The sequence below is a fragment of the Aquipseudomonas ullengensis genome (genome assembly GCF_014174475.1).
Classification (GTDB): Bacteria; Pseudomonadota; Gammaproteobacteria; order Pseudomonadales; family Pseudomonadaceae; genus Aquipseudomonas; species Aquipseudomonas ullengensis.
This window is the reverse complement of sequence record NZ_JACJUD010000003.1, coordinates 419186-438575: the sequence shown is the minus strand read 5'-3', so window position 1 is coordinate 438575 and position 19390 is coordinate 419186. Positions and strand designations below refer to the sequence as shown.

Sequence of the window (19390 nt, the reverse complement as noted above, 5' to 3'; positions counted from 1 at the left end):
CCATTTATGCGTTTGTTTGCCGCCCTGCTGCTGTGCCTCGCCCTGCCCGCCCACGCCGAAGGCTTTATCACCCGCCTGCTGAACAAGCCGGTGCCGGGCGGCGTTGCCGTGCTTGATCTGGGCGACTCTGCCAGCGCACCGCAAGCGCGTTATCAGGGCAAACCGGTGCTGGTGGTCAGGGAAGACAACCGCCGCTGGATCGCCATCGTCGGCATCCCGCTGGCGGTGAAAGCCGGTCCCCAGCAAATCGAAACGGCCGGCCGAGCGCTGAGTTTCAATGTCGGCACCAAGCACTACCGCGAGCAGCGCATCACCCTGAAGAACAAGGAACAGGTCAATCCCAGCCCCGCCAACCTCAAGCGCATCGAGCGCGAGCTGGCCGAGCAGACCCGCGCCTACCAACAGTTCAGCCCGCGCCAGCCGAGCAACCTGCTGTTCGACAAACCGGTCAACGGCCCGCTGTCTTCACCCTTCGGCCTGCGCCGCTTCTTCAATGGCGAAGAGCGCAACCCGCACTCCGGCCTCGATTTCGCCGTGGGCGCCGGTACGCCGATCAAGGCGCCGGCAGCGGGCAAGGTGATCCTGATTGGCGACTACTTCTTCAACGGCCGCACGGTGTTCGTCGACCACGGCCAGGGGCTGATCAGCATGTTCTGCCATCTGTCCAAGATCGACGTACAGCTGGGCCAGGAGCTGCCGCGCGGCGGCGTGGTCGGCCGGGTTGGCGCCACCGGACGCGCCACCGGCCCGCACATGCACTGGAACGTCAGCCTCAATGACGCGCGAGTCGACCCGGCGATCTTTATCGGCGCGTTCAAGCCTTAGAAACGGCGCACGCCCGCAGTACAAAGCGTTCGCGTATAAAGTGACAGCTACCCGCTGATCGCCCTCCCGACGTGATGGACACGGCCATCGGCATCCTCCCCGCCCCTGGAGCCACGATGATCACCGTCCACCACCTGAACAACTCGCGCTCGCAACGCATCCTCTGGCTGCTTGAAGAGCTCGGCCTGGAGTACCAGATCCAGCGTTACCAGCGTGACCCCAAGACCATGCTCGCGCCGCCGGAGCTGCGCGCCGTGCACCCGCTGGGCAAGTCACCGGTGGTCACCGATGGCGAGCTGACCCTGGCCGAGTCCGGCGCCATCATCGAGTACCTGGCCAGCCGCTATGGCGAAGCCCTACTGCCCGCTGCCGGCACGCCCGAACGGCTGCGCTGCAACTACTGGCTGCACTACGCCGAAGGCTCGGCCATGCCGCCGCTGCTGCTCAAGCTGGTGTTCGACAAGGTGGAAAACAGCCCGATGCCGTTCTTCATCAAGCCGATCGCCCGTGGCATTGCGCAGAAGGTCAAAGGTGCGTTGATCAACCCACAGTTGAAGCTGCACCTGGACTACCTCGAAGGTGAGCTGGGCAAGAGCACCTGGTTCGCCGGTGAGGACTTCAGCGCCGCCGATATCCAGATGAGCTTCCCCCTGGAGGCCGCCACCTCCCGTGGCGGGCTCGACGCCAGCCGACCGAAGCTCAAGGCCTTCCTCGAGCGCATTCACGCCCGCCCGGCCTACCGCCGCGCCCTGGAAAAAGGTGGCGAGTACGCCTACGCCAACTGAGCCCACCGACGCATTTGGCAAAAGACGCGAGGCCGAACCCCGGCAACCGGTTTGTTAAGGTAACGCCTCGCCGCCTGCTGCCCGCCGCCCGTTCAGGACATCGATGAAAAGCTACTACGACACCCTGCTCGGCTGGTTCGAGCGCTACTCCGAAGTCCACACCCTGCTCAGTGTGGCCCTGCTGCTGCTCGCCGCCTGGATTGCCAACTGGCTGGTCAAGCGCATCCTGGTGCGGGGCATCTATCGCGCCCTGCAATCCACGGCCGCGGGGCAATACCCGCTGCTGGCCGGCTCCCGGGTGATCACCCGCCTGGCCAATATCGTGCCCGCGCTGATTCTTTCGGCTGGCGTCAACCTGATCCCGCACCTGCCCGACGCCGCCATCACCGTGGTGAGCAACGTCTGTGGCGCCTTCATCATCCTGACCATCGCCCTGGCCATCGCCGGCGCGCTGAACCTGCTCAACAGCATTTATCTGCTGCGCCCCAACGCGCACCTGCGGCCGATCAAGGGCTACGTGCAGGTGGCTTCGATCCTGGTCTATGCGATTGCGACCATCCTCATCGTCGCCACCCTGATCGATCGCTCGCCGCTGATCCTGCTCTCGGGCCTCGGCGCCATGGCCGCCGTGCTGTTGCTGATCTTCCAGGACACCCTGCTGTCGCTGGTGGCCAGCGTGCAGATTTCCTCCAACGACATCATCCGCGTCGGCGACTGGGTGGAGATGCCGCAGCTCAACGCCGATGGCGACGTAATCGACATCGCCCTGCACACGGTCAAGGTGCAGAACTGGGACAAGACCATCACCGTCATCCCGACCAAGCGTTTCATCAGCGACTCGTTCAAGAACTGGCGCGGCATGCAGGAGTCCGGCGGGCGACGGATCAAGCGCTGCCTGCATCTGGACCAGAACAGCGTGCACTTTCTCAGCCCCCAGGAGCAGGCCGACCTGCAGCGTTTCGAGCTGCTGAAACCGTACCTGGAAGGCAAGCGCGCCGAGCTACAGGCCTTCAATGCCAGCTTCGCCGACCCGCTGAACGCCCGCCGCATGACCAACCTGGGTACCTTTCGCGTGTATGTCGAGCGCTACCTGCGCCAGCACGACGGCATCCACCAGGACATGACCCTGCTGGTGCGTCAGCTGCAGCCCGGCGCCGACGGCCTGCCGCTGGAAATCTACTGCTTCACCAACACCACCGCCTGGGTCGCCTACGAAGGCATCCAGTCCGATATCTTCGATCACCTGCTGGCCATTCTCCCGACCTTCGGCCTGCGCGTGTTCCAGAACCCCAGCGGCATCGACTTCCAGAGCCTGCGCAACGAGCACCTCGACGCCAGCGCCGCCAACCCGCCCTGAACGCTGTGGACACGGGCGCTAAAGCCGGAAATTATTAGCGCAATAGAAACGCCAAAAACCACTGAATACCGCCATTTAAAATCACCAATAGCAGCAGATCGCTATTAAATGGCGTTTTTCCCGCAAGACTTGCCAGCTTTAACCCCGACCGTTAGGGTTGACACTATGAACAGTGCCCACACCCTCATTCTGCTACGCCAACACGCCTGCCTGCGCCTGGTCAGCCCGCGACTACGCGGCTGAACCGACTCGCCAGATTTCTGCCTTTCTCGTTTACCCGGCCTGCCGCCACCCCAGGATTCGCATCATGACCATGCTCAAAGACCCGTCGACGAAATACCGTCCGTTCACCCCGATCAACATTCCGGACCGCACCTGGCCGGACAAGATCATCGACCAGGCGCCGATCTGGCTGAGCACCGACCTGCGTGACGGCAACCAGTCGCTGATCGAGCCAATGGACGCCGAGAAGAAGATGCGCTTCTTCAAGTGCCTGCTCGCCGTGGGCCTGAAGGAAATCGAGGTGGGCTTCCCGTCCGCCTCGCAGACCGACTTCGACTTCGTTCGCGAGCTGATCGAAGGCGGCCACATCCCCGACGACGTGACCATCCAGGTGCTGACCCAGGCCCGTGAAGACCTGATCACCCGCACCTTCGAGTCGCTCAAGGGCGCCAAGAAAGCCATCGTCCACTACTACAACGCCACCGCGCCGAGCTTCCGCCGCATCGTCTTCAACCAGGACAAGGCCGGCGTCACCGAGATCGCCGTAGAAGCGGCGAAGATCGTCAAGCGCCTGGCTGCCGCCCAGCCGGAAACCCAGTGGGGCTTCGAATACTCGCCGGAAGTGTTCAGCTCCACCGAAATCGACTTCGCCGTCGAGGTGTGCAACGCGGTGATCGGCGTGTTCCAGCCGACCCCGGCGCAGAAGCTGATCCTCAATCTGCCCGCCACCATCGAAGGCGCCACGCCGAACAACTACGCCGACCAGATCGAATGGTTCGGCCGCCATGTCGACCGTCGTGACAGCGTGCTGCTCAGCCTGCACACCCACAACGACCGTGGCACCGGCGTGGCCGCCACCGAGCTGGGCCTGATGGCCGGCGCCGACCGCGTGGAAGGCTGCCTGTTCGGCAACGGCGAGCGCACCGGCAACGTCTGCCTGGTGACCGTGGCACTCAACCTCTACACCCAGGGCGTCAACCCGCAACTGGACTTCTCCGACATCGACACCGTGCGCAAGGTGGTCGAGGAGTGCAACCAGCTGCCGGTACACCCACGTCATCCGTACGTCGGCGACCTGGTGCACACCGCGTTCTCCGGCTCGCACCAGGATGCGATCCGCAAGGGCTTCGCCCAGCAGGACCCACAAGGTGTCTGGGAAGTACCGTACCTGCCGATCGACCCAGCCGACATCGGCCGCGATTACGAGGCAGTGATTCGCGTCAACAGCCAGTCGGGCAAGGGCGGCATCACCTTCCTCCTCGAGCAGGAGTACGGCATCAGCCTGCCGCGCCGCATGCAGATCGAGTTCAGCCAGGTGGTGCAGAAGGAAACCGATCGCCTCGGCCTGGAAATGACCGCCGAGCAGATCTACGGCCTGCTGCAGAACGAGTACCTCAAGGCCAACAGCCCGTACGTGCTGAAGAGCCATCGCCTGCAGGAAGAGAACGGTATCTGCAACGTCGACATCGACGTGACCTTCAATGGTGAGCTGCGCCGCAAACACGGCACCGGCAAGGGTCCGCTGGAGGCGCTGGTCGCCGCCCTGCCGCTCAACGTGGAGATCATGGATTACCACGAGCACGCCATCAGCTCCGGCACCAACGCCCAGGCGGCGGCCTACATCGAGATCCGCGCCAACGGCGGTCGCCCGCTGCACGGCATCGGCATCGACGAGAACCTGACCACGGCGACCTTCCGCGCCCTGTTCAGCGCCCTCAACCGCGCCATGACCCAGGCCGAGGTCCAGGCGGCCTGATCTTCCGCCCAGCAAAAACACAAACCCCGCCAATTGGCGGGGTTTGTCGTTCAGGGCAGGTGAAGATCAAGCCAGACCGGTCAGCAGCATCAGCGGCACCACCACGACCAGCACCGCCACCAGCATCAACAGGCCAATGCCCACGGCACGCCAGTTGGAGTAGAAGGCGCCATCGCGCAGCCGATGCTCGGTGATTTGCGCGGCGATCAGCGACTTAGCGTAGAAGTACATGCCCATCACCTGGGCCACGGTGAAGCCGGTGCCGGAGAGATTTTCCGGCAACACGTAAGTCAGCACCGAGACCGCCAGCAGCAGGCCGATGGCCAGTAACCAGACCGTCTTCACATGCTGGTGCAACCCCAGGCTACGGAAGTTGTGCGCCAGCACGTAGGCGCCGGCCAGCGGCGTGCCGAAGAAGGTCGCCCAGCCCACAGCCGCCAGGCTATAGAGCTTCTCTCCAGCAGCCACTACACCCGGATTGACCAGGTCGGCGGCAGGGGTTTGAAACGGGTTGTTGGCATCCATGCGGGAAAATTCCTGAGGTCAGATGAGATCGAGGGAAAAGCTATCAGCATCCAGGTGAGCCGGAAAGCGCTGGCGGTAAGCCGCCAGGTTTGCCGCGCTCAGCGTGACGCGGAACACCCCGCCCGCCTCGCCCGGCGCCAGCAGGCTGTCACCCTGGAAATCCAGCACCTGGCTGTCACCGCTGTACGGGTGGCCATTGCCGTCGCTACCAATGCGATTGACCGCCGCCACATAGCACAGGTTTTCGATGGCCCGTGCCGGCAGCAGCCGGTTCCAGTGGTTGCGCCGCGCTGCGGGCCAGTTGGCGGTGTAGAGCAGCAGGTCGGTGGTGGCCGGATCACGGCTCCACACTGGAAAGCGCAGGTCGTAGCAGATCAGCGGGCGCACACGCCACCCCTTGAGTTCCAGCACCACCTGCTCGTCACCCGCCGCATAGTGTTTGTGCTCGCCGGCCATGCGGAACAGGTGGCGCTTGTCATAGTGCGCCAACGAGCCATCCGGGCGCGCCCACAGCAGACGATTGCGGTAGCTACCATCGGCAGCCTGGATGATCAGGCTGCCCGTCACCACGGCGCCAATGCGCCGGGCCTGCTCGCGCAGCCAGATCGTGGTAGGGCCACCCTCAGGCTCAGCCAGTTCGGACGAGTGCATGGAGAAGCCGGTACTGAACATTTCCGGTAGCACGACCAGATCCGCACCGCGAGCCTGCTCCAGCAGCGCGGCAAAGTGCGCGCGATTGGCGGTGGGGTCTTGCCAGGCCAGCTCGGTCTGGATCAGCGCCAGTTCGAGGTCAGATTTATCGCTCATCTCAACGCCTCAAAAATTTGTCCGTAGGAGCGAGCTCTGCTCGCGAAACTTTACGGTTGCCTCATTCGCTCGCGACGCTCGCTCCTACACAGAGCTGAGCTTGTCGGCGGCCTGGCGCAGGGTGTCTTCACGCTTGGCGAAGCAGAAACGCACCAGACGCAGCTCAGCCGGCGGCTGCTGGTAGAACACTGACACCGGAATCGCCGCCACGCCATGCTCGCGGGTCAGCCATTCGGCCATGGCCACATCGTTCAGGTCCGGGCGGATCGCCGAATAATCGACCAGCTGGAAATAGGTGCCGGCGGTACGGGTGAAGCGAAAGCGCGAGCTCGCCAGCAGGTCGCAGAACAGGTCGCGCTTGCTCTGGTAGAACGCCGGCAGTTCCTCGACGTGTTCGGGATGCTCGGTCATGAAGTCGGCCAGCGCCCATTGCAGCGGCGTTACCCCGCAAAAGCTGACGTATTGGTGGACCTTGCGCAGCTCCGCGGAAAGCGCTGGAGGCGCCACCACGTAGCCGGTCTTCCAGCCAGTGACGTGGTAGGTCTTGCCGAACGAGCTGACCACGAAGGCGCGCTGGTACAGCTCCTCGTGGGCCAGCACGCTGGCGTGCTGCACGCCATCGAACACCAGGTGCTCGTAGACCTCGTCGCTGACCAGGTAGATGTCGCGCTCGCGGATCAAAGCCGCCAGGCGATCCAGTTCGGCGCGGGAAATCAGCGCACCGCTAGGGTTGTGCGGGCTGTTGAGGATGATCAGCCGCGTGCGCGGGCTCAGCGCGTCCTGCAGGCGCTGCCAGTCGATGGAAAAATCCGCCAGGGCCAGTGGCACATGCACACAGCGTCCGCCGGCCAGCTCCACCGAAGGCTCGTAGCTGTCGTAGCTGGGATCGAAGACGATCACCTCGTCGCCAGGATGGATCAGCGCCTGGATCGCACAGAAGATCGCCTGGGTGGCGCCGGGTGTGATGGTGACTTCCGTATCGGCGCTGACGCTGCGCCCGTAGCTACGGGCGATCTTCGCCGCAACCTGCTCGCGCAGGGCTGGCAGGCCGGTCATCGCGGCGTATTGGTTATGCCCGGCGCCGATATGGCGGCCAACGGCATCACGCAGGGCCTGCGGGCCGTCGAAATCAGGAAAGCCCTGGGACAGATTGAGCGCACCGGTTTCCGCGGCGAGCTGGGACATGCGGGTGAAGATGGTGGTGCCGACGTGCGGCAACTTGCTGGTGAGCATCAGAGCAATTCCTGCTGACGGGCGCGAGCCGCGAGGATAGCCGATGGTCGCCGGCGGATGCAGCAGTCGCTGATATGAAAAAGGCGCAGAAGCTTATGTCTTCTGCGCCTTTTCAAACCCCGATAGCACGCGGCTGGTGCAGCCCTTACTTCTTGTCGCGGCGTTTCTTCTCGGCCTTCTTGTGGTGGCTCATCAGGCGACGTTTCTTGTTCACCTGACGGTCGGTGAGGGTGTTCTTCTTGCCCTCGTAGGGGTTCTCACCACTCTTGTACTCGATGCGGATCGGCGTACCGACCAGCTTGAGCACGCGCCGGTAGGTGTTCTCCAGGTAGCGCGAATAGGACTTCGGCACGGCCTCGACCTGGTTGCCGTGGATCACGATCAGCGGCGGGTTGGCGCCACCCAGGTGGGCATAACGCAGCTTGATACGACGGCTGCCAACCAGCGGCGGCTGATGCTCGCGTACTGCATCTTCGAGAATCTGCGTCAGGCGGCTGGTTGGCCAGCGGGTGATCGCCGACTTGAACGAGGCCTGCACCGACTTGTACAGGTTGCCCACGCCGGTGCCGTGCAGTGCGGAGATGAAGTGGATGTCGGCGTAGTCGACGAAGAACAGCCGGCGCTCCAGCTCGGTCTTCACGTAGTCACGCTCGCCGGACTCCATGCCGTCCCACTTGTTCAGAGCGATCACCAGCGCGCGGCCGGATTCGATGGCAAAGCCGAGCAGGTTGAGGTCGTGGTCGACCACCCCTTCGCGGGCGTCCATGACGAAGATCACAACGTTGGCGTCTTTGATCGCCTGCAGGGTCTTCACCACCGAGAACTTTTCCACTTCCTCGTGGATCTTGCCGCGCTTGCGCACACCGGCGGTGTCGATCAGCGTGTACTTCTCGTCGTTACGCTCGAACGGGATGTAGATGCTATCGCGGGTGGTGCCGGGCTGGTCATAGACCACCACGCGCTCTTCGCCGAGCATGCGGTTGACCAAGGTCGACTTGCCGACGTTGGGCCGGCCGATGATGGCGATCTTGATGCCATCCTTCTCGCTCGGGCCGGGAATGCGCTTGGCTTCTTCGCCTTCGGCAACATCCTCGTCGGTGGCGCCGTCATCCTCGTCACGGGGATATTCGCCGAGCGAGGCCTCCAGCAACTGGGTGATACCGCGGCCATGGGCGCCGGCAATCGGCAGGGCTTCGCCCATGCCCATCGGGCTGAATTCGGCACGGGCGATGTCCGGATCGATGTTGTCGATCTTGTTCACCACTAGGTAGCTGCGCTTGTTGCGCTTGCGCAGGTGCTCGCCAATCATCTGGTCGCCAGCGGTCAGGCCCGCACGGGCGTCGACTAGGAACAGCACGACATCGGCCTCCTCGATCGCCAGCAGCGACTGCTCGGCCATCTTCTCGTCGATGCCCTCCTCGTCGCCGGTGATGCCGCCGGTGTCGACCAGGATGTAGCTACGACCTTCCCATTTGGCCTCGCCGTACTGGCGATCACGGGTCAGGCCCGACAGATCGCCGACGATCGCATCGCGGGTTCGAGTCAGGCGGTTGAACAGGGTCGATTTGCCCACATTGGGACGGCCCACCAGGGCGATTACCGGAACCATTGGGCTCCTCCACAGCTAAATCCAGAAAACACAAAGGCCGCTGCCGTAGAACGGCAGCGGCCGGACATTGCAAAACAGCTTAGCGGATGGTCAGCGCGACCAGCTTCCCGCTGTTGCCGTAGGCGTAAATCCAGTCACCGACTACCAGCGGGCGCACGCGCACGCCGTCGCCGTCGATCTTCTCGCGACCGACGAAATGGCCATCCACCTGGCTCAGCAGATGCAGGTAGCCTTCGAAGTCACCGACCGCCACGTAGCTGGAGAACACTTCCGGTGCCGACAGCTGACGACGGGCCAGAGCCTCGTTGTTCCACAGCGACGAATTGGAGCGTTCATCGATACTTTCCACACTGCCGCCGGCCTGGGTCACGTAGACGTTGCCGAAGCCCTGGGCCAGGCCCACGTAGCTGGACGCATCACGCGTCCACTGCGGACGACCACTGTCGACGTCGAGCGCAGCCACCTGGCCCTGGTAGGTCACCACGTACAGGGTGCCACCGGACAGCAGCAGGTTGCCGTCGATATCAACCACACGTTCCAGCTCGGAGCGGCCTTTCGGCACGGCCACGCGCTGCTCCCACACCGGGATGCCGCGCTGGGTGTCGAGGGCAATCACCTTGCCGCTGGACAGGCCGGCGATGGCCAGGCGGTTGGTCAACACCGGGCTGCTGGTACCGCGCAGTGTCAGCACTGCCGGGCTATTTTCGAAGATCCAACGCTGGCTGCCAGTGCTGGCATCCAGGGCAATCAGACGGTCGTCCTGGGTCTGCACCACCACCACGTCACCGTTGGTGGCCGGGGCCGACAGCACTTCGCTGGTCACGCGGGCACGCCAGCGCTCTTCACCAGAGGTAGCGTCCAGGGCAATCACTTCACCTTTCAGGGTACCGACCAGCACCAGGCCGTAACCGGCACCGACACCACCGGATACCGGCAGCTCAAGGTCGACTTCCCAGGTCTTGTCGCCGGTCAGGCGATCCATGGCGACAACTTCGCCGTCTGCCGATGCGGCGTACAGGCGCTCGCCATCCACAGCCGGGGCCAGCTGGTTGTAGAGTTCGCCCTGGCCGTCACCAATGGAGCGGCTCCATTGTTTCTCCAGCTGCACTTCTTCCTGGATATCAGGCAGTTCGGCCGGTGGCAGTTCCTTCTTGCTGTTGCTGCTGCAACCCACGGCCAGAACGGCGAGGGCCAGCACTGCGGCATTCTTCCAGCGCATCACGTCACGCATCCCCTTTGGCCAGGTCGTCGAGTTTCATCTGCAGGCCGCCCACGGCCGCATCTTCGGCCAGGGAACCCTTGGCTTTCAGATAGGCCGCATGGGCGTCATCGGTACGGCCGAGCTGCACCAGCAGGTCGCCCTTGAGTTCTTCGCGGCTGGCCAGCCAGGCGCTGTCTACGTCACCATCGAGCAGCTTGAGGCCGTCTTCGATCTTGCCCTGGGCAGCCAGTACACGGGCCAGGCGCTGACGCGCCAGCTCACCGACAGTGGCATCCACAGGTTTGTCCAGCAGCGGCTTGAGCTCGGCTGCGGCGTCATCCAGCTTGCCGGATTCCACCGCCACCTTGGCCACGAACAGGCTGGCGTACTGGGCGTAGTGCGTACCGCCGAATTCAGTCTTCAGCTTGGTGGCTAGCTCGGCGACCTTGCCGGCATCCGGCTGACCGCTGGGAGTCAGGCTGGTTTCCAGCAACTGCTGGTAAACCACCGAGGCGCCTTGCGCCTGACGGGTCTGGTAGGAGTTCCAGGCTTGCCAGCCGAACACCAGCACCACCGCCAGTACGCCACCAGTCAGCAGGGGCTTGCCATTGCGCAGCCACCAGTCCTTGATCTGCGCGACTTGTTCTTCTTCGGTCATGCTCACCCCAATAACTCCTTATTCACTTGTTCTTCAGGCCTGCGCCAAACTGGCAGCGAGATGCTGCGCTAGCGCATCCCAGGCAATGGTTTGTTGTTCGCTGTCATCGCGCAAAGGTTTGCAACCTACCACGCGATTGGCCAGTTCGTCCTCACCGAGAATCAGGGCGAAACGGGCGCCACTCTTGTCGGCCTTCTTGAACTGGCTCTTGAAGCTGCCGGCACCGGCATTGACCATCAGCTGCAGCCCGGGAATGGCATCACGCAGGCGCTCGGCCAGGGTCAGGGCGGCCAGCTCGGCCGGCTCGCCAAAGGCGCACAGATAGAGATCGGCCGGGCTGTGCAGCTCCGCCGGCACCAGGCCGAGGGTTTCCAGCAGCAGCACCAGGCGCTCGACACCCATGGCGAAACCAACACCCGGAGTCGGCTTGCCACCGAACTGGCTGATCAGCCCGTCGTAACGGCCACCGGCACAGACGGTGCCTTGCGAACCGAGCTTGTCGGTGACCCACTCGAACACGGTGCGGCCGTAGTAATCGAGGCCACGCACCAGCTTCGGGTTGATTTCGTAGCGAATACCAACAGCATCCAGGCGCGCCTTGAGGCCCTCGAAGTGTGCACGCGACTCCTCGTCGAGGTAATCGTGCAGGGTCGGGGCATCGACCAGCAGGGCCTGGGTTTGCGGGTTCTTGCTGTCGAGAATACGCAGTGGGTTGGTGGTCAGGCGGCGCTGGCTGTCTTCGTCGAGCTGCTCGAAGCGCTCCTGCAGATAGGCCACCAGAGCATCGCGGTATACCGCGCGGGCTTCACTGGAGCCCAGGCTGTTCAGCTGCAGGGTTACCGCGCCGGACAACCCCAGTTGCTGCCACAGGCGCGCAGTGAGGACGATCAGCTCGGCGTCGATATCCGGCCCAGGCAGGTTGAACACTTCAACGCCGACCTGGTGGAACTGGCGATAACGGCCTTTCTGCGGTTTCTCGTAGCGGTACATCGGGCCGGCGTACCAGAGTTTCTGCACCTGGCCGCCACCGGTCAGGCCGTGCTCCAGCACCGCACGCACGCAGCCGGCAGTACCTTCCGGACGCAGGGTCAGGGACTCTGCGTTGCGGTCGAGGAAGGTGTACATCTCCTTGTCGACCACATCGGTGCCTTCGCCAATACCGCGGGCGAACAGCTCGGTGAACTCCAGCACCGGCAGACGGATTTCCTTGTAACCGTAGCCATCCAGCAAGGTGGCCAGGGTGTTTTCCAGATAACGCCAGGTTGGCGTCTGCTCCGGCAGGATGTCGTTCATGCCGCGAATGGCTTGTAGGGTCTTGCTCACAAATATTCCTTAGTGCGGTCAGCCGCGGGCGATAACGGCCGCGTCAGCCTCGACCTTCTCGGCCGCTTTCTGGCGAATCAGCTTTTCCAGCTGGTCCACCAGGTTTTCATTGGTCAGCTTCTGCGCCGGCTTGCCGTCGATATAGATCAGGTTGTTCGGCGAGCCGCCGGTGAGGCCGATATGCGCCTCCTTGGCTTCGCCGGGGCCGTTGACCACGCAGCCGATCACCGCGACATCGAGCGGTACCAGCAGGTCTTCGACGCGGGCTTCCAGCTCGTTCATGGTCTTCACCACATCGAAGTTCTGCCGCGAGCAGCTCGGGCAGGCGATGAAGTTGATGCCACGCGAGCGCAGGCGCAGGGACTTGAGGATGTCGTAGCCGACTTTGATCTCTTCTACCGGGTCCGCGGCCAGGGAAATACGGATGGTGTCGCCAATGCCGTCCATCAGCAGCATGCCCAGGCCAACCGCGGATTTCACCGTGCCGGAGCGCAGGCCGCCGGCTTCGGTAATCCCCAGGTGCAGCGGCTGCTCGATCTGCGTCGCCAGCAAACGATAGGCCTCGACGGCCATGAACACGTCGGAGGCTTTCACGCTGACCTTGAAGTCTGGGAAGTTCAGGCGATCCAGGTGTTCAACATGGCGCAGTGCCGACTCGACCAGCGCAGCTGGGGTCGGTTCGCCGTACTTCTTCTGTAGGTCTTTTTCCAACGAACCGGCATTGACCCCGATACGGATCGGGATGCCTTTGTCGCGCGCAGCCTCGACCACCGCTCGAACCCGATCTTCACGACCGATATTGCCCGGGTTGATGCGCAGACAATCGACGCCAAGCTCAGCGACACGCAGGGCGATCTGGTAGTCGAAGTGGATGTCGGCCACCAGCGGCAGATTGACCTGCTGCTTGATCCGACCGAAGGCTTCGGCAGCCTCCATATCCGGCACCGAGACGCGCACGATGTCCGCACCCGCCTCTTCCAGACGACGGATCTGCCCGACAGTAGCAGCCACGTCACAAGTGTCGGTGTTGGTCATGCTCTGCACCGCAATCGGTGCATCGCCGCCAACCGGTACCGAGCCAACCCAGATCTTGCGGGACAGGCGGCGTTTGATAGGGGATTCGCAATGCATGCTTTAGCTCACTGCCCCAGCTTGAGACGGGCGGTCTCACCATGGGTGAAGGGACCGACATCGACCTGTTGGCCATTGAAGCTGACTACCGCGCCACGGGCATAGCCCAGGCGCAGCTCGAAGGGAGCCTTGCCGTACAACTCGACACTCTCACCTTTGCGCTTGAGCGCGCTGACCAGCACCTTGCCACTGGCATCGGTGAGCTGAGTCCAGCAATCGGCACTGAACATCAGGCTGACCCGTGAATCCCCCGCAGCGGGAGTAGCGGCAGGCGCGCTGGCAGCCACTGCGGGCGGAGTCACTGCGACCGGTTCTGCGGGAGCCGGGACTGGAGCGGGCGCAACCGGTGCCACGGTATTAGCCGGAGCAGTCGTCGAAGCCGGAGCGCTCTCAGGGACCACAGGCGCAGCAGTTGACACTGGCGCCTCTACTGTTTCGCCCGCAACTACCGGGGGAGCTTCGGCCGGCACACCCGACTCGGCAGCAGGGTCGACAACCGGCTGCTCATCGTCACCTTGCACCTCAACGATGGCCTGATCCTCGGGCTCATCGAGCGGATGGATTTCGGTGGTGCCGTCGGCAGCTTCCACCTCTACATGTTCAAGACTGGTATTAGCCAGGCGCGCAGCGGAGTTGTTCGACTCACCCTGCCACCAGAAGAAACCTGCAGCCCCCAGCGCTACCAACACCAGAACGCTGAACCCGCGCAGCAGGTTGTGCGAAACCCGGGCCGGTTCCTCGATACGCCCCAGGCTGGCAACACTGCTGCCCTGGGAGTCGGTACCGGTGTATTGATCGAAATCGGCGACCAGACGATTGGAGTCCATGCCCAGCAGCTTGGCGTAGGAGCGAACATAGCCACGCGAGAAGGTATGCCCCGGCAGTTGCTCGAAAGCACCGCTCTCGACCAGTCGCAGAGCCTGCACCGTCAGGTTGAGCTGGGCCGCCACATCGGCGAGCGCCCACTCCTTGTTTTCGCGCGCCTTGCGCAGCGTCTCGCCTGGATTCACGCGAGTCGCCGCCGCTACTTCAGGATGCGAGGCCTTCATCATTGCTCCGACAGGAATTGCTGATATTCGGGAGTGCCCGGATAGAGGCGCTTGAGTTGCAGGCCAAGAGTCGCAGCCTGGTCACGGTCTTCAAAGACCTTGGCCAGACGGGTCCCCAGCAACAGGCTCTCGGCCGTTTGCTTGGCTTGCCGGCTGTAGTTCAGGTAATAAGCACGCGCCGGCACATACTGCTTGTCTTGATAGGACAGCTGGGCCATTTGAAACAAAGCCACCGAGCGCTGACTGTTCATGCGCAGCGCTTTCTCGAAGTAATGCTTGGCCTGATCCCGCTGACCAAGTTGCAGCGCCGTCAGCCCCAGATTCTCGAAAACCCGGGAGCGTTCCGGGTAAAGAGTGTCTTTGGACGCAGCGATAAACTGCTCATGGGCGTCCTTGTAGCGTTTCTGCTCGTAGAGAAAGCCGCCGTAGTTGTTCAGCAAACGGGCATCGCCCTTTTTCAGGCCTATGGCTTTGCGAAAATGCTCATCAGCAAGCTCTGGTTCCATCTCGCGCTGGAATACCAAGGCCAGTGCAGCATGCGCTTCAGCACTGCCCGAATCGATATCCAGAGCCTTGCGCAGTGGCTCCTTGGCCTTCTCAGTGGCCCCTTGATTAAGGTGCCCGATACCCAGCTGGATATAGGCATCACGAGCTTCCTCGCGCCCCTGCTGGGTACTCAATGGGTCGGCGCGACCACCGCTTTTCACACACCCCGCCAATACCACGGCAAGGGACAGCAACAGCAAAGCGCGCAAGGTCATGAAAATCCTCTCTTCAGGTTCGATTGGCAGCATCGCGAGGCTGTTCAGCCTCGTTGCCCAGCTGACGAACGGCAATATAACGCTCGCTGCGACGAGTGCGGTCCTGCACCTGTCCAACCAGCTGCCCACAGGCGGCATCAATATCATCGCCACGCGTGGTGCGTACGGTGACATTGTGTCCAGCCTGGTGCAGCAGGTCCTGGAAGCGGCGAATGGCGTTATTGCTTGGCCGTTCGTAACCGGAGAAGGGGAAGGGATTAAACGGAATCAGATTGATCTTGCAAGGAAAATCCTTGAGAAGTGCGATCATCTGCGCAGCATGCTCAGGCTGGTCGTTGACGTCCTTGAGCAGGGTGTACTCGATGGTCAGGAAACGCTTCTCGCCGAGCCCGGAGATGTACCGACGGCAGGCCGGCAGCAGCACGTCCAGCGGGTACTTCTTGTTGATCGGCACCAACTGGCTACGCAGCTCGTCATTCGGCGCGTGCAGCGACAAGGCCAGCGACACATCGATGACCTCACCCAGCTTGTCGATCATCGGCACCACGCCGGAGGTCGACAGGGTCACCTTGCGCTTGGAGATACCGTAGCCGAGGTCATCCATCATGATGCGCATGGCGGCGACTACGTTATCGAAGTTCAGCAGGGGCTCGCCCATGCCCATCATCACCACGTTGGTGACGGCACGGTCGATCTTGGCCGGCACGGTGCCGAAGGACTTATTGGCAATCCACACCTGGCCAATGATTTCGGCGGCAGTCAGGTCGCTATTGAAGCCCTGCTTGCCGGTGGAGCAAAAGCTGCAATCCAGCGCACAGCCAGCCTGGGACGACACACACAGGGTGCCGCGGCCGCCTTGCGGGATGTAAACGGTCTCGACGCAGCTGCCGGACGCCACACGAACCACCCACTTGCGGGTGCCGTCTGCGGAGATGTCCTGGCTGACAACCTCGGGGCCACGAATTTCGGCACAGGCCTTGAGCTTTTCGCGCAAGGCCTTGCCCAGATTGCTCATGGCGTCGAAATCATCGACGCCAAAGTGGTGAATCCACTTCATCACCTGGCCGGCACGGAAGCGCTTGTCTCCGATGGACTCGAAGAAGCTCTCCATTTCAGTCTGGGTCAGACCCAGCAGATTGGTTTTACCGGCAGTCTCAGTCATGAACTCACCCTCGCCTGTTCGCGATTAGCGAATGCGAGCGCACACCTCGGTGGCGGCGAAGAAGTACGCGATTTCGCGAGCAGCCGAAGCCTCGGAATCGGAACCATGTACGGCGTTCTCGTCGATGGAAACGGCGAAGTCGGCGCGAATGGTGCCGGCAGCAGCTTCTTTAGGGTTGGTAGCGCCCATCAGCTCGCGGTTCTTGGCGATAGCGTCTTCACCTTCCAGAACCTGGACGATGACCGGACCGGAAACCATGAAGGCAACCAGGTCTTTGAAGAAGCCACGCTCGCTGTGCTCGGCGTAGAAACCGCCAGCTTCGCGCTCGGACAGCTGGACCATTTTCGAAGCAACGACGCGCAGGCCGGCTTTTTCGAAACGGCTGGTGATTTCGCCGACTACGTTTTTGGCGACGGCATCGGGCTTGATGATGGAGAAAGTACGTTGAACAGCCATGTGAAACTCCGGAAACAAGGATTAAAGCGAACAAGTAAACCCGCGAATTATACGCGGGTTAGGGGAAAATGCGTAGGCCGGTGCCCGAGGGCGCCAAGCGGTCACTCGGACTCTTCGATCCAGGCAGCCTGGATCGCTTCCAGAACCTTCTCACCGCCACGCTGCGGGTCATCGCTGAAGTCCGGCAACGCGAGCACCCAGCGGTGCAGATCGACGAAGTTGACATAGCGCGGATCGACATCCGGCTTGCTGTCCGCCAGCTCGATGGCGATATCCAGCACATCAGCCCATTTCAGACTCATGACAACTCCTTGGCTCAGTGCGGCGCTTCAGCGGCGTGATTGAGCGAGTATTTCGGGATTTCGACGGTCAGGTCTTCGGTCCCGACGATTGCCTGACAGGCCAGACGCGACTGCGCTTCCAGCCCCCAGGCCCGATCAAGGAAATCCTCTTCCAGCTCGTCCGCCTCTTCCAGCGAATCGAAACCCTCGCGAATGACGCAGTGGCATGTGGTGCAGGCGCAGACGCCGCCACAGGCGTTTTCCATCTCGATGTGGTGCTCATGGGCCAGCTCGAGAATCGACGTACCGGGCTCGGCCTCGACAACCATGCCGTCAGGGCAGAACTTCTCGTGTGGCAGAAAAATGACCTGCGGCATCAGTTGTCCTCGATTTCATTCAGATTGCGCCCCGCCAGGGCGGCTTTAACCGTCGAATCCAGGCGGCGGGCAGCAAACGCGTCAGTCACTTGCGACAAGCGCCGGGTCTGCTGCTCGATGGCATAACCGTCGGCGCCTTTCATCAGCTCGACCAGCTCCTGCACCTGCATCTCGATAACCAGGCGCTCTTCGGCATCTAGCAAGCGATCACCATCTGCCCCCAGGGCAGCCTGTACCGCCTCGACCAAGCGCTGCGCATCGACCTGTTGCTCGCGCAGCACGCGGGCAACCTTGTCATCGCCGGCATTCTGGAAGGAATCCTGCAGCATGCGCGCGATCTCGCCATCGGTCAGGCCGTAGGACGGCTTGACCTGGATGCTCGCCTCGACACCAGAACCCAGCTCACGAGCCTCCACACTGAGCAAGCCGTCCGCGTCGACCTGGAAGGTCACGCGAATCTTTGCCGAGCCCGCCACCAGCGGCGGAATCCCGCGCAGCTCGAAACGCGCCAGGGAGCGGCAATCGCTGATCAGCTCACGCTCGCCCTGCAGCACATGAATCATCATGGCCGTCTGGCCATCCTTGTAGGTGGTGAAGTCCTGCGCGCGCGCCACCGGGATCGTGGTGTTGCGCGGAATGACCTTCTCCATCAGGCCGCCCATGGTTTCCAGCCCCAGGGACAGCGGAATCACGTCGAGCAGCAGCAACTCTTCACCGTCGCCACGCTTGTTGCCTGCCAGGGTGTCGGCCTGGATCGCCGCACCGATGGCCACCACCTGATCCGGATCGATATCGGTCAGCGGCTGGCGACCAAATAGCTCAGCCACTGCCGCACGCACACGCGGCACCCGCGTGGAGCCGCCGACCATGACCACCGCCTCGACCTCTTCGATCTCGATACCGGCATCACGCACCGCACGGCGGCAAGCCTTGAGGCTGCGCTGGACCATTGGCTCGACCAACGCATCGAGCTGCGCGCGCGTCAGATCGCCGCGCCAATCGCCATGCACCAGCTCCGTGGATTCGGCGGTAGTCAGTGCTTCCTTGGCCGCACAGGCCGCCTGCAACAAGCTGCGCTGGGTGCCCGGATCAATATCCATGGACAGACCAGCCTGCTGCATCATCCAGCCGGCAATCGCATGGTCGAAATCGTCGCCACCCAGGGCGCTGTCGCCACCGGTAGCCATGACTTCGAATACACCGCGACTCAGGCGCAGGATGGAAATATCGAACGTGCCACCACCCAGGTCATAGATGGCCACCACGCCTTCGGCATGCTGATCGAGACCATAGGCAACCGCCGCCGCAGTCGGCTCGTTGAGCAGGCGCAGCACATTAAGACCGGCAAGACGCGCCGCGTCCTTGGTGGCCTGGCGCTGCGCATCGTCGAAGTAGGCTGGCACGGTAATCACCGCCCCCACCAACTCGCCGCCAAGGGTCGCTTCGGCACGCTGACGCAGTGCTTTCAGAATTTCGGCCGACACTTCCACCGGACTTTTCGCGCCCTGCACCGTGTCGATGAACGGCATGTGCGACTCGCCACCGACAAAGCGGTAAGGCAATTGCTCGCCCAGCTGTTTGACGTCCGCCAGGCCACGCCCCATCAGACGCTTGACCGACAGCACAGTATTCAACGGATCGCTAGGCGCAGCGGCCTTGGCAACACGACCGACCTCGACGCGATCCGCGTGATAACGCACAGCGGACGGCAGGATCACCTGCCCGTCGGTATCCGCCAGCGGCGCGGACAACCCGCTGCGCACAGCGGCAACCAGGGAGTTGGTGGTGCCCAGGTCAATCCCCACGGCCAGACGACGCTGGTGGGGCTGAGGGCTTTGGCCGGGCTCGGCGATCTGCAGTAGGGCCATGATG

At 62.8% G+C, this 19390-nt stretch carries 19 protein-coding genes; 4 read left to right on the top strand and 15 right to left on the bottom strand.

The window, feature by feature from the left end; genetic code table 11:
• The first annotated feature begins 6 nt into the window (after window positions 1-6).
• The 4 genes from H3H51_RS11350 (at window position 7) to leuA (ending at window position 4945) form a co-directional block, all read left to right on the top strand.
• The gene (locus tag H3H51_RS11350; RefSeq protein ID WP_183089146.1) at window positions 7-825 is read left to right on the top strand and encodes a peptidoglycan DD-metalloendopeptidase family protein; all 819 of its coding nucleotides are present in this window, start codon (window positions 7-9) and stop codon (window positions 823-825) included.
• 116 nt (window positions 826-941) lie between these two features.
• A complete protein-coding gene (locus H3H51_RS11345) occupies window positions 942-1610 on the top strand; it encodes a glutathione S-transferase (RefSeq protein WP_183089145.1) in 669 nt (222 codons plus the stop codon).
• A gap of 103 nt (window positions 1611-1713) precedes the next feature.
• Window positions 1714-2967, top strand: coding sequence for a mechanosensitive ion channel family protein (locus H3H51_RS11340; RefSeq protein WP_183089144.1), 1254 nt, complete (start codon window positions 1714-1716; stop codon window positions 2965-2967).
• Window positions 2968-3274: 307 nt separating this feature from the next.
• Entirely contained in the window at window positions 3275-4945 is a 1671-nt protein-coding gene (gene leuA, locus H3H51_RS11335) for a 2-isopropylmalate synthase (RefSeq protein ID WP_183089143.1), read from the top strand.
• Window positions 4946-5011: 66 nt separating this feature from the next.
• Here the strand turns inward: leuA and H3H51_RS11330 are convergent, their stop codons facing one another.
• From H3H51_RS11330 to hscA, 15 genes are all read right to left on the bottom strand, one after another.
• Window positions 5012-5470, bottom strand: coding sequence for a hypothetical protein (locus H3H51_RS11330; protein WP_183089142.1), 459 nt, complete (start codon window positions 5468-5470; stop codon window positions 5012-5014).
• Between the two features lie 18 nt (window positions 5471-5488).
• A complete protein-coding gene (locus tag H3H51_RS11325; protein WP_183089141.1) occupies window positions 5489-6277 on the bottom strand; it encodes an amidohydrolase in 789 nt (262 codons plus the stop codon).
• Between the two features lie 84 nt (window positions 6278-6361).
• Window positions 6362-7510 (bottom strand): pyridoxal phosphate-dependent aminotransferase, encoded by a 1149-nt coding sequence (locus H3H51_RS11320; protein ID WP_183089140.1) that lies wholly within the window; start codon window positions 7508-7510, stop codon window positions 6362-6364.
• A gap of 145 nt (window positions 7511-7655) precedes the next feature.
• Window positions 7656-9119 (bottom strand): ribosome biogenesis GTPase Der, encoded by a 1464-nt coding sequence (gene der, locus H3H51_RS11315; RefSeq protein ID WP_183089139.1) that lies wholly within the window; start codon window positions 9117-9119, stop codon window positions 7656-7658.
• 79 nt (window positions 9120-9198) lie between these two features.
• A complete protein-coding gene (gene bamB, locus H3H51_RS11310) occupies window positions 9199-10350 on the bottom strand; it encodes an outer membrane protein assembly factor BamB (RefSeq protein ID WP_183089138.1) in 1152 nt (383 codons plus the stop codon).
• Window positions 10343-10978 (bottom strand): YfgM family protein, encoded by a 636-nt coding sequence (locus tag H3H51_RS11305; protein ID WP_183089355.1) that lies wholly within the window; start codon window positions 10976-10978, stop codon window positions 10343-10345. The genes bamB and H3H51_RS11305 overlap by 8 nt, the downstream gene beginning before the upstream one ends.
• Window positions 10979-11011: 33 nt before the next feature.
• A complete protein-coding gene (gene hisS / locus H3H51_RS11300; RefSeq protein ID WP_183089137.1) occupies window positions 11012-12301 on the bottom strand; it encodes a histidine--tRNA ligase in 1290 nt (429 codons plus the stop codon).
• Between the two features lie 18 nt (window positions 12302-12319).
• On the bottom strand, window positions 12320-13432 hold the full coding sequence (gene ispG, locus H3H51_RS11295) for a flavodoxin-dependent (E)-4-hydroxy-3-methylbut-2-enyl-diphosphate synthase (protein ID WP_183089136.1): 1113 nt from the start codon (window positions 13430-13432) through the stop codon (window positions 12320-12322).
• Between the two features lie 8 nt (window positions 13433-13440).
• Complete coding sequence (locus H3H51_RS11290) at window positions 13441-14481, bottom strand: RodZ domain-containing protein (RefSeq protein ID WP_183089135.1); 1041 nt, start codon at window positions 14479-14481, stop codon at window positions 13441-13443.
• A complete protein-coding gene (gene pilW, locus H3H51_RS11285; protein ID WP_183089134.1) occupies window positions 14481-15242 on the bottom strand; it encodes a type IV pilus biogenesis/stability protein PilW in 762 nt (253 codons plus the stop codon). Before pilW ends, H3H51_RS11290 begins: the two co-directional genes overlap by 1 nt.
• Before the next feature lie 13 nt (window positions 15243-15255).
• Complete coding sequence (rlmN, locus tag H3H51_RS11280; RefSeq protein ID WP_183089133.1) at window positions 15256-16404, bottom strand: 23S rRNA (adenine(2503)-C(2))-methyltransferase RlmN; 1149 nt, start codon at window positions 16402-16404, stop codon at window positions 15256-15258.
• A 24-nt stretch (window positions 16405-16428) separates the two neighbouring features.
• Window positions 16429-16860: a nucleoside-diphosphate kinase gene (gene ndk, locus H3H51_RS11275; RefSeq protein WP_173209171.1), complete on the bottom strand. Its 432-nt coding sequence runs from the start codon at window positions 16858-16860 to the stop codon at window positions 16429-16431.
• A gap of 101 nt (window positions 16861-16961) precedes the next feature.
• Window positions 16962-17162, bottom strand: a complete 201-nt coding sequence (gene iscX / locus H3H51_RS11270; RefSeq protein WP_183089132.1) for a Fe-S cluster assembly protein IscX — start codon at window positions 17160-17162, stop codon at window positions 16962-16964.
• Window positions 17163-17176: 14 nt separating this feature from the next.
• Window positions 17177-17518, bottom strand: a complete 342-nt coding sequence (gene fdx / locus H3H51_RS11265) for an ISC system 2Fe-2S type ferredoxin (RefSeq protein WP_183089131.1) — start codon at window positions 17516-17518, stop codon at window positions 17177-17179.
• Window positions 17518-19386 carry a Fe-S protein assembly chaperone HscA gene (gene hscA, locus H3H51_RS11260; RefSeq protein WP_183089130.1) on the bottom strand — a complete coding sequence of 623 codons (1869 nt, stop codon included), beginning with the start codon at window positions 19384-19386 and terminating at the stop codon, window positions 17518-17520. Before hscA ends, fdx begins: the two co-directional genes overlap by 1 nt.
• Window positions 19387-19390 lie beyond the last annotated feature (4 nt).